Genomic DNA, 16,466 nt, shown 5'->3' with positions numbered 1-16,466 from the left:
AGTTCTAATGGTGGTATTTTGCAGAGACAATTATTAGCTAAATATAAGATATTAATTGGTATTAATTGGTATTAATCAGGCTATTTATTACTATATTAGCAAACGCTATTGCCGTAATTATTAACTAAAAAGTTTATTACTATGAAAAATCTAGGTTTGTTTTTTTTGCTGTTAACTTGTATTGGATTCCAAAGCTGTAAAAATGATAAAAATCCAAAAGAAGCTGAAGCGTCCAAAGCACAAGCTGAAAAAATAATAAGCACAGCTTGCTATAAATCATTGTATGAAAACGATACAATTAATTTGACAGTCAATACACTGAAGAATGGAAAGATAAATGGTGACATGGTAATGAAAATCGAGAATATGCCAGACAAAATTGGTAAAATAATCGGGGAATTCCGTGGTGATACATTGTTTGCCGATTATTCGTTTATTCAGGGAACAAATGAAAAAGTAACATTCAAAAATCCGATGGCATTCTTAAAGCACGGAAGTGAACTGATTCTAGGCAGTGGAAAAATCGAAACATATCTAGGACGTTCTTATTTTGCAAAAGATAAACCTATCGATTTTGAAAAAGTGAAATATAAATTTTCTGAGGTAGACTGTGCTAATAAATAAGTTGGCGGTCAGCCTGAAAAAAAAACAAAAAATGACAGATTTCGATTGGAAAAAAGAAATATTAATTTGGACAGACAAAAAAAGGAAAATTAAGCCTTTTCAAACTGATCTTATTGACTTTTTTGAAAAATCATTTATTAACACATCTCATCCGGAAAAATCACTTTTTGGGACAAACGATTACAGTATTTCATTATTGACAGGTGGTATTTTCTTTATTGCTTATACGAAAGTAGGCGTAATTTGGTTGCTCTTGGACAAACAATTTACAGATATTCCAAACTCACAAAGTAGAATTGTTAAATCAACGAAGAATTTTTCAGAACCTCTTTTTTGGTTAGAAACAGAGGACTATAATAATATACAAATTTTAATAAACAGAGCTGAAATTTGGGAAAGTTTTAAAAATGCTACTGACAGGATTTTCGAAAATAAAATAGTAACTGCACACAAAGACCATATTGCTAAAAACAAAATTTTACTTTCAGATTTTTTTGGAATAGAAAAACACTTTATTCCTTTAAAATCGGCTTATGAAATTGAAACTGAATTTCAAGAAAAAGTTAAAAAAGCTAATGAAGTATCAAAAAAGAAAAGACAAGAAATATTAGCTAAATCTAATCCGAAACCAACAAAAACAGTTGTAACACAAACAGTATTTAATCGAAATCAATATGTAATTGTAGAAGTTTTAGAAAGAGCAAAAGGAGTTTGCGAAAAATGCAATAAAAACGCTCCGTTTTTAAAAGACTCTGACAATTTACCATATTTAGAAGTACATCACATTAAACCATTAGCTGAAGATGGAGAAGATACTGTTGAAAACACAATCGCACTTTGTCCAAACTGCCATAGAAAAGCACATTATGGAAAGACATCGCACTAAAAAAAGCCTTAACTTAACCCCCAAAAAGGTAATCTTTGATTATTTGAAAAAGACATCGTAGGCAAAGCGTATAAGTGTACCGATTACAACTGCCAAAAAGAAGATTCGGATAAATTTATTTCCTCTGTTAATGGCTAGTTTGGCACCCAGCCACCCTCCTATCGCATTGCTGGCTGCCATGGGCAAGGCAATTGCCCAAATAATTTTTCCTTTGAGAAAAAATAAACAGATAGAACCAAAATTGGTTGCCAGATTGACCATTTTGGCATTGGCAGAAGCGTGCAGAAAGTCAAATCCCATTATGGCGATGAAAGCAACAACAAGAAAGCTTCCCGTGCCGGGACCTATAAAACCGTCATAAAATCCAACTATGAAACTGATTCCTAATGCATTAAGAATTTGAGTCTTTGCCGAAATATTTCTAACCTGATGCTGTCCAAAATTTTTCTTGGCATAGGTGTAAATAGCTAATAATGATAAGACTGCAAGTAATAGCGGCTTCATAAAATCATTGCTCACATAAGTTAAGACTGTTGATCCCCAAAACGCTGCCGGAAATGCCAAAAGCATCATGATTATCAAAATCTTTTTATCGAGAGTAACTTTTTTTAAATACTGGTAAGCTGCAAATGAAGTTCCGCTGAAAGCTGGTATTTTTAAGGTTCCTATTATTGTTGATACCGGCAGATTAGGCAGAAGAATTAGACCTGCAGGTGTTTGTATAAGCCCGCCTCCGCCTACAATGGCATCAATAAATCCCGCAAAAAAAGCTGCTAAGCATAGTAATACAATAATGTAGGTTTCCATTGATTTTTTATATTTTTTTATTCTAGTTTTTGAACTTGCAAAAATACTATTCCGCTTTTTATTATTGCGAAAATTTGCCTTTGATTTAGTTTCAAAAAGATTATTTTTGCTCTTTTTAAAACGAAAACAAAATGGATTTATCAAAAATGATCGAATTGCTTAGCTATACCCTGCCTGCCATTATCACTGGGGCGGTTGCCTATTATTTTTTTAATTTACATACAAAAAACGAAGAAGGAAGGCGCCGTTATTTATTAATGAAAGAAGGTCAGAAAAACTCAATGCCACTGCGTTTGCAGGCATATGAGCGTATGACTTTGTTTCTGGAACGCATCAGTCTTTCTAATTTATTGATTAGAATTTCGCCAATTTCTGCTGATAAAACTGATTACGCCAATTTTATCATAGCACAGATTGACCAAGAATTTGAACACAATCTGGCACAGCAGATCTATATGACAGATGAATGCTGGACGATTATAACAACTGCAAAAAATGCTACTATTCAGATGATTCGAAAAGGAGCTTTGAGTGAAGCTGTTACTAATGCGGATCAATTGAGAGAAGCACTATTAAATGATTTACTGGACAAACAGACTCCTAGTAATGCCGCTTTGGGATATATTAAAAAAGAAGTAAGCCAGATGTGGTAGTTTTTGAATTTATATGATTCAGAGAAGTTAAGTTGCTAAGATTTTGGTCTTAGAGACTTAGCTTTTTTTATTTTAATTTGCTATTCTTTGAGTAATCTATTCAATTGGAATTGTTCTTTTTCATTTAAATCAGGCAAGAGGGTCTGAAATGCACCTCTGATTTCAGTGTTTTTTAATAATAATCGAATATTGTCTCTTCCAAATTTAGAAAATTGCCACATATGATGCGTGGTGGCATTCACTAAATTTTTTAAAATTTCTTCATTAATAATTTTGAAATTCAATAAGTATTCTAAAGCATTTTGTCTGGTTGTGGCTTCATATTTAGTTGAAGAATAATTTACTAATTCTTGAATACAGGTTTCTTTATTGGCATCATATTCTGGAGTAGAAACAGCCAAAGACAGCCATAGAATCCTTAAATTATAATCGTTAAATCCTATCCAGTCTTTTGTTTTTGATAAATATTCAACTCTCTTGCTGGGAAAGTTATTCCATAAATTATATAAAGCTAATTCCTGAGTCTGATAGGATTTGTCATCAAGCAATGTTTCATAATCAGTTCTGAACTCTTCTGGTATTTTTTGAAGTGTACTTGCCACCGCCTGTCTTATTTGTATGTTTTGGGTTTGCAGCGCCAATCGTAATAACTGTTTTTTATCTTCAAACTTCTCTTTGAAAAGCTGCCCGACAATTGCTTCTTTCACACTGTGGTACACATCAGATTTTAATGTTTTTTCGAAGAAATCATACTTTTCTATGATTGGTTTGCTTCTAAGTTTGTTTACTTCCAGCACAATTTTCATCGCGTTATTTTTTGCTAATAACTCATTAGCAATGGTACTGTTGAAATCAGATGATTCCAGCCATACTTTGCTAAAATTTATCAAATCATAGTTTGATACTTTTTTGATTTCATTAAAGAAATCTTGAGTTGTCACGTTTTGACAGGAATATTTCAGAATATAATTCTTTACTGCTTTTTTAAAAGCTTTCTCGCCTATTGCTTCGCGTAAAACATGCAGTGCCCAAGCTCCTTTTTGGTAAAAAGACAACGAACTCGCTTTAGGATTCAGCACCGGAATGGTATCGGTTTTGGAGGCTTGTTTTAATTGTAGTGATGACTCATATAACTTGGAATAAAAATAATCATCTCCATAGATTGATCGTTCTGCCAATAAAGCATAATAGGTTGCAAATCCTTCCTGTAGCCAATGATCTTTTCCGCTTTTGGCAGTAACTAAATCACCAAACCATTGATGTGCGAGTTCATGCGCATTGACATTAGTATAACTTCGGTCTTCAAAACCAATGCTGTCAACTACGTATCGGGTTGCAAATAATGTTGAACTCGTATTTTCCATGCCAGCATACAGAAACTCTGAAACCGGAATTTGGCGATAGATTTTCCAAGGATACTTTACTCCTATTTCGTTTTCCAGAAAGTCAAATATTTCTTTGGAATAGCGGTAGGTTGGTTCTTGTCTGCTTATGTCTTTTGGATCAAGATACAATTCTAATGGAATTCCAGATTTTGCTTTCAGTGTGTTTTTTTCATATTTACCAATGGCTAGCATTAGTAAATAAGAACTCATTGGTTTTTGCATTTGGTATTTCCAATGTGTACTATTATTAGCTGTTTGGATGCTTTTTAAAATACCATTCGACACAACTTGATATTTTGATTCAAAAGCAATTTCCATATTAAAAATTACTTTTTCATTGACATCATCAAAACTCGGAAACCAATGACTGGTATATTTTCCTTGTCCCTGCGTCCAAATCTGTAAATTATCTGTTGCTTCGGAACCTGTAAAATACATCGTTTGCTTTGGTTTTGCATCGTATGAAAACTGAACGAAATTTTTCCCTCTTTGGAACGGGTAAATCAAGAGCAGTTCTTTTCCGTTAGTTGTAAATGTAATGCTATGATGATTCAGTTCTACTCCCGAAAAAGTCATGTTCTGCGCATCAATTTTGATGGTATCAATAGGCTTTAATACTTCAAATGTATAGGTTATAGTACCAGAAATACTTTTACTGTCTGGATTAATGGAAATGCTGCCATCAGCGGTTTTAAAATCTACCGATTTGGTTTGCTGTGCGAATGCAAATGCAGATAAAAACAGGAAAAGGTATTTCATTAAAATAAATTTGATGCTTAAGTTATCCAAAGTTACAAAGGTTTAAGAAACAAATCGGACATAAGTTGTAAGTTTACTTCCGAAATAAACCAATACAAGAACATTGAAAAAGAAAGCCCTATTTAATTGGAGCAGCGGAAAAGATTCTGCTTTAGCATTATACAAAACACTGCAAACTGATCAATACGAAATCAGTTGTTTATTAACCAGTGTCAATCAGCAGTTTCAGCGTATTTCGATGCATGGCGTTCGGGTTGAATTACTGAAATTACAAGCTGAGAGCATTGGATTACCGCTCGAAATTATGCTGATTCCAGAAATGCCAACGATGGAAGTATACGAAGCAGTAATGGAGACAACTCTTTCTAAATTGAAAGGACAAGGTGTTACTCACTCTATTTTTGGAGATATTTTTCTGGAAGATCTGCGTAAATACAGAGAAGATAAATTAGCCGAAATAGGTTTTAAAGGTGTGTTCCCGCTTTGGAAAATTCCAACTTCAGATTTAATTCAGGAATTTATTGCATTGGGATTCAAAACGATTGTGGTTTGTGTTAACGAACGATTTTTGGACAAAAGTTTTGTAGGCCGTGTAATTGATCAGGATTTTATTAATGATTTACCCGAAAATGTTGATGTTTGCGGTGAAAACGGGGAATTTCATACTTTTACTTTTGATGGACCAATTTTCAGTAAACCGATCGAATTTGAAGTTGGCGAAGTAGTTTACCGCAAATATGAAAAGCCAAAAGAAGAAGATTCCTCCGATACTGCTTGTGATACTTCAGCATCGGACGCTTTTGATTACGGATTTTGGTATTGTGATTTGGTTTAAATATATCAAATCAAAATAGAATTTATTAGAAAAAGACATGAAAAAAAGAGAACAATAAAGTCAATAAACTTTAGAGTTCTCTTTTCGAGTGTTTCATAATTGAAAATTAACCAAATGTTCAAATTATAAACAAAATGCTGATATAAGTATTAATTAGTATATTATAATCTTTTGATAATCTAATCCAGGGCCATCGCATATTCTCCATGTACTTGACAGAGTATTTTTATCAGAAAAATGAAGTTCTTCTTTTAAATTGCCATAACAGCTTCCGATAATTTCGCTGGAAGCTGAATATGTTAATTCTAAATACGTTCCTTCTTGAATATTTTTAACAATATATGTTCCTGCTGCCGTTGTCTGAACAGTATTTTTATTTCTAATTTTGGTAAATGTACCGTTATCGCTAAATACATAGAATTCTTGGTATTCCATTGCATTTCCGGTAGTTTCGGAATTAAACACAGTACCAGACATTTTTATCAATGTCCATTTACCAAGATAACTATCAGCTGTATTTGTGTTTTCATCATTATCTTTTGAACATGAAGTAAAAAAGAAAAACAAAGTAACTGCGATTATAAACTGTTTCATTTTTTTTGTTTTTTTGCGTTACTTAATAGATTTACTTTTTTATAAATAGTTGCGTTCGATTGCAATTTTTTTTTTAAAAAGATAAATTTATCTTTCCTCATACAGTTTAAGCAATTGTGTGACAGTATTCCAATTTCTTATTGTAGCGGTTACATTTAGTTTTTTTTCGATGTATTTTTGGTCGAATCTGGTTTTTCCAGCACCTACGGCGTATTTAATGTAGATTCTGCTTTCATCTATGTGCGCTTCATCCGGTTTTACCTGACTCATCTTTAAGTCATTTATATGGTCGTTTCGCAGAGCAATGGAAACAAAAGCGACGTAGAGTTTTTTTATATCTGCCTCTTTTTCTGTCAGGAAACGATTGTTTTTAAAACAGTTTTCTAAATCTGTTTTACTAATCACTACTACAGGTACTTCATGTCCAAAAGTTTTGAAAATTTCCTGCTTGATTTTGAAACCGACAGCTGCTCCGTTTTCTTCATCGGTATCCACAAAAACATTTCCGGATTGAATATAAGTCTGTACATTTTGAAAACCAATGTTTTCCAAAGCTGTTTTCAGAGCGTCCATTTTTATCAGGTTATGGCCTGATACGTTGATGCCACGAAGGAGTGCGAGATGGGTTGTCATTTTATTATTTTTTTCAAAGCTATAATTTTATAGTACAATTTCCTAAACAAACCCATTTTCAAATTTACAAACAAACAGCTATCTTCGCTTTCTTAAAAAGAGAAAAGAAAATAGAATAAAGAAAATAGACCTAAAAACATGAAATTCAAATTCGGAAAATCTATTTTCTATATTCTTTACTCTATTTTCTAAAAATCTAAAATCTGCAATCTAAAATCAAATGTCCAATAATCTCTTAGAAACTCCCATAGAATACCTCAAAGGTGTTGGCCCCACTCGGGGCGCATTGCTGCGCAAGGAATTGGGGATATTCAAATATGGGGATTTGGTAAATTTTTTTCCGAATAGATATATTGACCGAACTCGTTATTATAAGATTAATGAACTGCAGAATAATATTGCCGAAGTGCAGATTATTGGTAAAATCATTAATATTAAAACAGTCGAATTTGGTAAAAACCAAAAGCGATTGGTTGCCACATTCGTGGATGATACTGGGCAAATGGAACTCAATTGGTTTCAGGGGCAGAAATGGATTAAAGAAAGTTTAAAGCTCAATGAAGTCTGTGTTATTTTTGGAAAATGCTCCCAATACGGCAGTAATTACAGCATGGCGCATCCCGAAATTGAACTATTAAGCGAACACCAAAAAAGTCTCCGTTCGGCTATGCAGCCCGTTTATCCATCGACTGAAACACTGGCGAACCGAGGAATTACAAATCGGGTGGTAAATAAAATGATGCAGCAGCTGTTTATGGAAACACAGGCATTATTCAGCGAAACTTTACCTTCTTATCTGACAAATGAATTAAAGCTGATTCCTAAAAATGCGGCTTTATTCAATATCCATTTTCCAAAAAGTGCTGCGATTTTGGCGAAAGCTCAATTCCGTTTAAAATTTGAAGAACTGTTCTTTATTCAGCTGCAGCTGATAACGAAGAATCTAATTCAGAAGCATAAAATAAAAGGGCATCCTTTTTCGAAAGTGGGTGAATTTTTTAATGAATTTTATCAAAATCATCTTCCTTTCGAATTGACAAACGCACAAAAAAGGGTAATAAAAGAAATCCGTACCGACATGGGCAGCAATGCTCAAATGAACCGATTGCTGCAGGGAGATGTGGGTTCTGGAAAAACTATTGTTGCCTTTATGAGTATGCTGCTGGCAATGGATAACAGTTTTCAGGCCTGCTTGATGGCTCCAACTGAGATATTGGCCAATCAGCATTTTATAGGTTTGTCTGAATTAGCAAAATCGTTAAATATTAATATAAAGATACTTACTGGTTCTACCAAAATTGCAGCAAGACGTATTATCCACGAAGAACTAGAAAACGGAACTTTGCAGATACTTATCGGCACGCACGCCTTATTGGAAGACAAAGTAAAATTCCAAAATTTGGGTTTGGCAGTAATTGACGAACAACATCGTTTTGGTGTAGAACAGCGATCCAAGCTGTGGAAGAAAAATACAATACCGCCTCATATTTTGGTAATGACAGCCACCCCTATTCCGCGAACTCTGGCGATGAGTTTATATGGTGATTTGGATATTTCAGTTATAGACGAACTGCCTCCAGGTAGAAAACCTATTCAGACCGTACATCGTTTTGATTCTAATCGATTGAAAGTCTGGAAATTTATTCGGGATGAAATTGCCAAAGGACGTCAAATATACATCGTTTATCCGCTGATTCAAGAGTCCGAAAAAATGGATTATAAGGATTTGATGGATGGTTATGAAAGTATTGCTCGTGATTTTCCGCTGCCTCAGTATTCTGTCTCGATTCTTCACGGAAAAATGAAAGCTGCCGACAAAGACGAAGAAATGAAACGCTTTTCTGAAGGAAAAACCAATATTATGGTTGCTACAACGGTTATAGAAGTCGGTGTAAATGTACCGAATGCAAGCGTGATGATTATTGAGAGTGCCGAACGTTTCGGATTATCGCAATTGCATCAGCTGCGCGGGCGTGTCGGTCGTGGTGCCGATCAGAGTTATTGCATTTTGATGACATCGTTCAAATTATCCAGCGACAGTAAAACTCGTATGGAAACAATGGTTAATACTAATGACGGTTTTGAAATTGCCGAAGTGGATCTCAAACTCCGCGGTCCTGGTGATTTGATGGGAACTCAGCAAAGCGGTGTACTTAATCTTCAAATTGCTGATATTGTGAAAGACAAAGAGATTTTGCTTTTGGCACGAAACTATGCAATAAAAATCCTTAAGGATGACGCTCCTTTGCAAAAACCTGAAAACGCTATCTTGAAAGCTGTTTTTATTGAATTGACCAAAAAGAAGAATATTTGGAATTACATTAGTTAAGTTGTTAAGTTTCTGAGATACTAAGTTACTGAGACACCAATAGAAAGTAAACAAACAAAGTTTTTTATAAATCTGTGTTAATCTGTTCAATTTGTTTTATCTGTGACCCAATATAGAATAGAATGTGCAGAATATTTCTATCGGCTAAGTTGAGAGCATTTTTTATGAAATAAAAAAAGTTGTTTGTTAGATAGTCAGATGTTTGATTTCAAGGTGTTTAATGGTTTTAAAAACTCAATTAAACCTTATCATATTTCTTTAGTCTAATTCTTTTGATGAAACTTTTTGGCTAAATTTTAATACTTGTATGTACAAACGTTAAATAATAATTAACAATTCCACTTTTAACAATTCTAAAGCCTAAATTTGTTTTGCCTTTGCTAAAGATATATTAAATTACTTTTAAAATTATAAAATGAAAATTAAAAACCTTGTTTACGCCTTATTAATTATCCTATTTGGCAGTTTTATAGCATATAGGATTATCTCAAATAAAAGTAAAAATGAAGAACCTAAAAATAAAAACGGTAAAGATTCTCCAATAATAGTAATCGGGCAAGTAGTAAAAACGGCTACTTTTGATAATAATTTATCTTTATCAGGCTCTATTGAGGCTAATGAACAGGTCGAAATTCATAGTGAAGTTTCAGGAATTGTAGAAGCCATTTACTTCAATGAGGGTTCTGTCGTAAATAAAGGACAGGTTTTATTCAAAGTAAATGATATTGAATTAAAAGCACAGCTGCAGCAAGCGGTAACCAAAGAAGGCTTAGCTGCTGAAAATGCCAGAAGAGCTAAATTACTGCTCGAAAAAGAAGCCATCAGTCAAGAAGAATACGATATTTCAAGAGCCGATTATAAATCAGCTCAAGCCCAAACGCAGTTAATAAGAGCTCAAATTTCAAAAACGGCTGTTAAGGCTCCGTTTTCAGGAAAAATAGGATTACGTTCTATTTCGCCGGGAACTTATATTACTCCAGCAATTTTAGTCGCAAAATTGGTAAATACCGGAAAATTGAAAATTACATTTTCTATCCCAGAAAAATATGCTTCCCAAATAAAATCAGGATCTACTATAGATTTTAGTGTTTCAGGATCTGCAAAAAAATATACTGCAAAAATATACGCAATAGAACCAGAAGTTGAAGTAGCTACGCGCACCTTACAAGTTCGTGCCATTGCAGATAATATAGACGGCGGTCTTTTCCCAGGAACTTTTGCTGATATAAAATTACCGTTAGCTATTATTAAAGATGCTATTGTCGTCCCTTCGGAAGCGATTGTTCCAGTTCAGGAAGGTAAAAAAGTCTTTATCTCTGATATGGGCAAAGCCAAAGAAGTAATGGTTGAAGCAACTACTAGGACTGATGCCTCTATTTTAATTCTTTCAGGTTTGAAGGCTGGGGATACTTTAATTACCAGCGGAGTTATGTCTCTTAAAAATGATGCTCCAATAAAAGTTACAGTAAAGTAAGTTATAAGTTATGAGTTATGAATTATAAGTTTTTCAATCATTACTATAATTCATAACTCATAATTCATAACTCATAATTTATAATTAAAAAGAGATGAGTTTATCAACTACAAGTATAAGAAGACCAGTTTTAACTATAGTACTAAATCTTCTTATTATATTATTCGGTTTTATTGGGTACAGCTTTTTGGGTGTTCGTGAATTTCCATCAATTGATCCGGCACAAGTTTCCATTAGGACAAACTATACCGGAGCTAATTCTGATATCATAGAATCTCAAATTACTGAGCCTCTTGAAAAAGCAGTAAATGCTATTGACGGAATTCGGAATATAACTTCTTCAAGTAATCAGGGAAGCAGTAATATTACAATCGAGTTTAATTTGGATAAAGATCTTGAAAGTGCTGCAAATGACGTTCGTGACAAAGTTTCACAAGCTGTCAGAAGTCTGCCTCAAGACATAGATGCCCCGCCAGTAGTGTCAAAGGCTGATGCAGATAGTGAATCTATTATTTCGATGACGGTTCAAAGTGATACCAGAAGTTCATTAGAACTAAGTGATTATGCCGAAAATGTTATTTCACAGCGTTTAGAAACGATTCCAGGAGTGAGCGGTGTTCAAATTTGGGGGCAAAAACGTTATGCGATGCGTTTATGGATTGATCCTTCAAAATTAGCATCTTACGGCTGTACAGTTGCCGAAGTCCGCGCTGCTTTGAATGCCCAAAATGTTGAATTGCCTTCTGGGAAATTGACAGGAAATAATACTGAGCTTACTGTAAAAACAATTGGTAATTTATCAAACCCCGAGGAATTTAACAATATCATTATTCGTACCGATGGTGATAAAATTGTTCGTTTCAGTGATGTTGGAAATGCTTCATTAGGACCAGAAAATATTGAGACACAGCTTACTCAATCGGGTCTGCCCTTAATTGGTTTAGCCATTGTTCCTATGCCAGGTGCCAATTATTTGGATATTTCCAAAGAGTTTTACAAAAAATATACTGCTTTAAAAAAGGATTTACCCAAAGATATCAAACTTAATATTGCTTTGGATAATACTATTTTCGTAAAAAAGTCGGTACTTGAAGTGGCAGAAACTTTAGGTATTTCAATTCTTTTAGTAATCATTATTATTTATTTATTTTTTAGAGACTGGGCAATTGCATTCAGGCCTTTAATAGATATTCCGGTTTCGTTAATTGCTACTTTTTTCATTATGTGGCTTTTTGGATTTTCGATAAATGTATTAACGCTTTTGGCTATTGTTCTGGCAACTGGTTTGGTTGTTGATGATGGTATCGTTGTTACCGAAAATATTTTCAAAAAAGTTGAAGAAGGAATGTCGCCAATTGAAGCCGCTATCAAAGGCTCAAATGAAATTTTTTATGCTGTAATTTCGATTTCGGTGACTTTAGCTGCGGTATTTTTACCTGTAATCTTTTTAGAAGGTTTTGTCGGCCGTCTCTTTCGGGAGTTTGGTGTGGTAATTGGAGCGGCAGTATTAATTTCGGCTTTTGTGTCTTTGACTTTAACACCAATGCTGAATGCCTATCTGATGAAAGGCGGTGAACAGAAAAAATCAAAATTTTATATTAAAACGGAGCCGTTTTTTGAAAAGCTAAATAGTGGTTATGCTGAATCTTTAAAAAGTTTCATGAATAAAAAATGGATTAGTTTCCCAATTCTGATTGTTTGTTTTGGGCTGATTTATTTGTTTTTTACCATTCTTCCAAAAGAAACCGCACCTTATGACGATCGCAGTTCGGTAACAATGCGTATGACGACTCCTGAAGGTTCTTCTTATGAATATACGGATCGCTTCATGCAGGAAATATCAAAATTAGTTGATGATTCGATTCCGGAGAAAAAAGTAAGTTTGGTCATAACTGCTCCTGGATTTGGTGCTTCTGCAACGAATAGCGGTTTTGTGAGGCTTTCATTATCAGGACCTGACGAAAGAAAAAAATCTCAAAAAGATATTGCTGATGAACTGTCAAAATGGACAAAAAAATATCCCAATGCAAAAACCTCAGTCCTTCAGCAGGCTACAATTGCGGTAAACAGACGTGGCGGCTTGCCTATTCAGTATATTATTCAAGCTCCAAATTTTGAGAAACTTCGCCAAAAAATTCCATTGTTTATGGACGAAGTTGGCAAAAGTGATGTGTTTTCTGTTACCGATGTAAATTTAAAATTTAATAAACCTGAAATAAATGTAAGTATTGACCGTGCAAAAGCAGAAAGTCTTGGGATTTCTATTATGGATATTGCTCAGACACTGCAGCTTTCGTTAAGCGGTCAGCGTTTTGGTTATTTTATTAAAAACGGAAAACAATACCAAGTCATAGGACAATTTGATCAAAAAGACCGTTCAAAACCATTGGATTTAACGTCAATGTTTGTAAAAAATAACAAAGGCGAACTGATTCAGATGGACAATGTCGTTACTATTGAAGAACAGAGCAATCCTCCGCAGCTGTATCATAATAATAGGTACATGTCGGCAACGGTTTCAGCTGGTTTGGCTCCAGGAAAAAGTATAAGTGACGGAATTGATGTGATGAACGAAATTAAAGCCAAAGTGCTTGACGATTCATTTACCACAGATTTAGGCGGAGAATCACGTGACTTTGTTGAGAGCAGTTCGAATACTTCTTTCGCTTTTGGACTTGCATTATTATTGATTTTCTTGATTCTTGCAGCACAATTTGAAAGTTTTATAGATCCGTTCATTATTATTTTGACTGTACCAATGGCGGTTGCAGGAGCTTTATTTTCTCTTTGGCTGTTCAATCAGACTTGGAATATTTTCAGTCAGATTGGAACGGTAATGCTTATTGGACTGGTAACCAAAAATGGAATTTTGATAGTCGAGTTTGCTAATCAGTTACGAGAACAGGGAAAACCAAAATTAGAAGCCATTTTAGAAGCTTCGGAAGCACGTCTGCGTCCCATTTTAATGACTAGCTTAGCTATTGCTTTAGGAGCATTACCAATTGCAATGTCATTAGGAGCAGCTTCTACTAGCAGAATTGGAATGGGAGTTGTCATTGTGGGTGGAACCATTTTCTCTTTGGTATTGACTCTTTTTGTAATTCCTGCAATTTATCTGATGTGGTCCAAGGCCAGAAAACATTACCCAGAATTTGATCATATCGAAGAATATGAAAGAGAAAGCAAATCGTAGATCTTAAATTTTGAACAAAAGTTAAAGTTGTGAATTGTTCTGAAAAGAATTGACGACAAATGATTGAAAATATGAAAACTAAAAATATAGTAAAAAGTCTGGTTTTATTTTTGTTTTGCATTGCAAAAACGAGTGCGCAGCAAGTACTGACTCTTGAAGATGCGATAAAAATTGCTTTAGAAAATAATTTTGAAATTAAAATTGCTAAAAACAATCTGAAAATTAATGAAACCAATTTCGCTATTGGAAACGCCGGGATGCTGCCTAGTGCGACAGCTTCTGTTGTGGACGATAACAGTGTTAAAAATTCTTCTCAAACCCGTCAGGACGGTACTACTACCTCGCTGGATAATGCTAAGAATAATAGTTTGAATTATGGTGTTTCCTTGAATTGGACGATTTTTGACGGAATGCGGATGTTTGCCAGATATGATCAGTTAAAAGAATTGCAAAACCTCAGTGATGCACAGTTAAAGTGGACTATTGTCAACAAAATCAGCAGTGTAAATTCTGTGTATTATGATTTGATTCAGGAACAGCAGAAATTATCCGATTTGGATTCAACTATTGTTATTTCTCAAAAAAGACTTGAATTTACAAAAAACCGATACACTATTGGAAAAAATTCTAAACTTGATGTTTTAAATGCTCAGGTTGATTTAAATACAGACCTTGGAAATCTGGTAAAAGAAAAACAGGCTTATGCTAATGCAAAAACTCTTTTGAATCAGATTTTGGCTCGGGATCTGAAAACAGATTTTATAGTTTCAAATAAAATTAATGTAGACAGAAAATTACAGCTGGCCGATTTAATGGCATTGGCTGAAAAGCAAAATCCTGAATTGGAGATGCAGATAATCAATAAAAAAGTAGCCGAATTAGAATTAAAACAAATCAAAGGAGACCGCTACCCTACTATTAAATTAAATACGGGTTACAATTTCAGTGATTCGCATTCGAGTCTTGGTTTTACCTCTCAATCTTCTGCACACGGTTTGAATTATGGTTTTTCTGCTTCTTTAAATCTGTTTGACGGCGATGCCCAAAACCGAAATGAAAAAATTGCTAAAATGCAGATTGACAATTCAAAACTGGCAATAGATCAGCAGCTGATTCAATTGAGAAGTAATTTGGCTGTCGCATATCAAGTGTATTTGACCAATCTGGATTTAATCGATTTGGAAGAAAGCAATACTGCCATTGCAAAGCAGAATATTGAAATAACTGCCGAAAAATTCCGAATAGGAACTATTACTTCTGTTGAGTTTAGGGCTGCACAATTAAATTTTATTAATTCCAGAATACGTTTGAGCAGTGCCCAGTTTCAGGCAAAATTATCTGAAATAACATTGCGTGAATTAGCAGGAAATCTTAATTTTTAATTATTTTTGGCATAAAAAGTCAGAATGATATCCTATAATCCCAAAGTTTGGTTCGCTTATATTTTTCGTTTTCATAGATCAGATTCCTTTAGGGAGTTATTGCCAATACTATTTTTAATTGCAGGCTATTGTGGCGCAGTTGTTTATTTGGAGATTGAATATTTCAAACTTGATGAAACCAGCCATGTAAAAAACCTTTTTGTAATACACACCAGTTTAGGATTTGTGATTTCCTTATTATTGGCTTATCGTGTCAATTCGGCTTATGACCGCTGGTGGGAAGGCCGAAAATTATGGGGAGCTTTAGTCAATAACAGCCGAAATTTAGCGATAAAACTTTCAGTGATTCTGAAAGATGAAAAGGATTTGGCTTATTTCAGGAAACTGATTCCAAGTTATGCTTCGATGCTGAATAAGCATTTGAAAGACGAAGAAACGAGTATGCAATTGTTTGAACATGTTGATCTGGCTCTTGATCACCACAAACACAGACCCAATCAAATCGCTAAAATGCTTTTCCAAAAAATAAACGATTTGTATGTTACCCACAAAATTTCGGGTGATCAATTGATTATTCTTAACAGCGAAATTCAGTCGTTTACTGATATTTGCGGTGCTTGCGAGAGAATAAAAAACACCCCAATTCCCTATTCTTACAGTACATTTATCAAGAAATTTATTTTTCTGTTTGTTTTGACCCTGCCTTACGCTTATGCATTTACATTGGGATATTATGTGATTCCTGTGGTTTCTTTTATTTTTTATGTATTGGCAAGTATCGAAATAATTTCTGAAGAAATTGAAGAGCCTTTTGGTTATGATGATAATGACTTACCTACGAAAAAAATTGCAGAGAACATCAAAAAACACATTGAAGAGTTAATTTAGAAAGTCTTAAATTTTATTGAATTT

General features: G+C 34.1%; 13 protein-coding genes. 9 read left to right on the top strand and 4 right to left on the bottom strand.

Annotation, left to right across the window (positions count from 1 at the left end; genetic code table 11):
- The first annotated feature begins 141 nt into the window (after positions 1-141).
- Positions 142-624 carry a hypothetical protein gene (locus OZP07_RS10890; protein WP_281638359.1) on the top strand — a complete coding sequence of 161 codons (483 nt, stop codon included), beginning with the start codon at positions 142-144 and terminating at the stop codon, positions 622-624.
- Positions 625-655: 31 nt separating this feature from the next.
- Positions 656-1,510 carry an HNH endonuclease gene (locus OZP07_RS10885; RefSeq protein WP_194641794.1) on the top strand — a complete coding sequence of 285 codons (855 nt, stop codon included), beginning with the start codon at positions 656-658 and terminating at the stop codon, positions 1,508-1,510.
- Positions 1,511-1,549: 39 nt separating this feature from the next.
- Here OZP07_RS10885 and OZP07_RS10880 read toward each other — a convergent pair whose 3' ends face one another.
- A complete protein-coding gene (locus tag OZP07_RS10880) occupies positions 1,550-2,317 on the bottom strand; it encodes a sulfite exporter TauE/SafE family protein (protein WP_281638358.1) in 768 nt (255 codons plus the stop codon).
- 131 nt (positions 2,318-2,448) lie between these two features.
- Here OZP07_RS10880 and OZP07_RS10875 point away from each other — a divergent pair, with 131 nt between their 5' ends.
- Positions 2,449-2,970, top strand: a complete 522-nt coding sequence (locus OZP07_RS10875; RefSeq protein ID WP_194641796.1) for a DUF7935 family protein — start codon at positions 2,449-2,451, stop codon at positions 2,968-2,970.
- An 80-nt stretch (positions 2,971-3,050) separates the two neighbouring features.
- On the opposite strand, the gene OZP07_RS10870 is transcribed toward OZP07_RS10875, so the two are convergent.
- Positions 3,051-5,114, bottom strand: a complete 2,064-nt coding sequence (locus OZP07_RS10870; protein WP_281638357.1) for a M1 family metallopeptidase — start codon at positions 5,112-5,114, stop codon at positions 3,051-3,053.
- A 103-nt stretch (positions 5,115-5,217) separates the two neighbouring features.
- Between OZP07_RS10870 and OZP07_RS10865 the strand changes: the two genes are divergently transcribed.
- Positions 5,218-5,949 (top strand): Dph6-related ATP pyrophosphatase, encoded by a 732-nt coding sequence (locus OZP07_RS10865; protein WP_281638356.1) that lies wholly within the window; start codon positions 5,218-5,220, stop codon positions 5,947-5,949.
- Between the two features lie 153 nt (positions 5,950-6,102).
- Here the strand turns inward: OZP07_RS10865 and OZP07_RS10860 are convergent, their stop codons facing one another.
- Positions 6,103-6,543 (bottom strand): hypothetical protein, encoded by a 441-nt coding sequence (locus OZP07_RS10860; protein ID WP_281638355.1) that lies wholly within the window; start codon positions 6,541-6,543, stop codon positions 6,103-6,105.
- An 87-nt stretch (positions 6,544-6,630) separates the two neighbouring features.
- Entirely contained in the window at positions 6,631-7,176 is a 546-nt protein-coding gene (locus OZP07_RS10855; RefSeq protein ID WP_194641800.1) for a DUF1697 domain-containing protein, read from the bottom strand.
- Between the two features lie 220 nt (positions 7,177-7,396).
- Here OZP07_RS10855 and recG point away from each other — a divergent pair, with 220 nt between their 5' ends.
- From recG to OZP07_RS10830, 5 genes are all read left to right on the top strand, one after another.
- Positions 7,397-9,505 (top strand): ATP-dependent DNA helicase RecG, encoded by a 2,109-nt coding sequence (gene recG / locus OZP07_RS10850; RefSeq protein WP_281638354.1) that lies wholly within the window; start codon positions 7,397-7,399, stop codon positions 9,503-9,505.
- A 415-nt stretch (positions 9,506-9,920) separates the two neighbouring features.
- Positions 9,921-10,979: an efflux RND transporter periplasmic adaptor subunit gene (locus OZP07_RS10845; RefSeq protein ID WP_194641802.1), complete on the top strand. Its 1,059-nt coding sequence runs from the start codon at positions 9,921-9,923 to the stop codon at positions 10,977-10,979.
- Positions 10,980-11,073: 94 nt separating this feature from the next.
- On the top strand, positions 11,074-14,172 hold the full coding sequence (locus tag OZP07_RS10840; RefSeq protein WP_281638353.1) for an efflux RND transporter permease subunit: 3,099 nt from the start codon (positions 11,074-11,076) through the stop codon (positions 14,170-14,172).
- A gap of 71 nt (positions 14,173-14,243) precedes the next feature.
- Positions 14,244-15,554 (top strand): TolC family protein, encoded by a 1,311-nt coding sequence (locus OZP07_RS10835; protein WP_281638352.1) that lies wholly within the window; start codon positions 14,244-14,246, stop codon positions 15,552-15,554.
- 24 nt (positions 15,555-15,578) lie between these two features.
- The gene (locus OZP07_RS10830) at positions 15,579-16,442 is read left to right on the top strand and encodes a bestrophin family protein (protein ID WP_281638351.1); all 864 of its coding nucleotides are present in this window, start codon (positions 15,579-15,581) and stop codon (positions 16,440-16,442) included.
- Positions 16,443-16,466: the final 24 nt, after the last annotated feature.

The organism is Flavobacterium marginilacus (assembly GCF_026870155.1).
GTDB lineage: Bacteria > Bacteroidota > Bacteroidia > Flavobacteriales > Flavobacteriaceae > Flavobacterium > Flavobacterium marginilacus.
The sequence above is the reverse complement of the archived record's forward strand: the minus strand, read 5'-3'. Positions and strand labels throughout refer to the sequence as shown.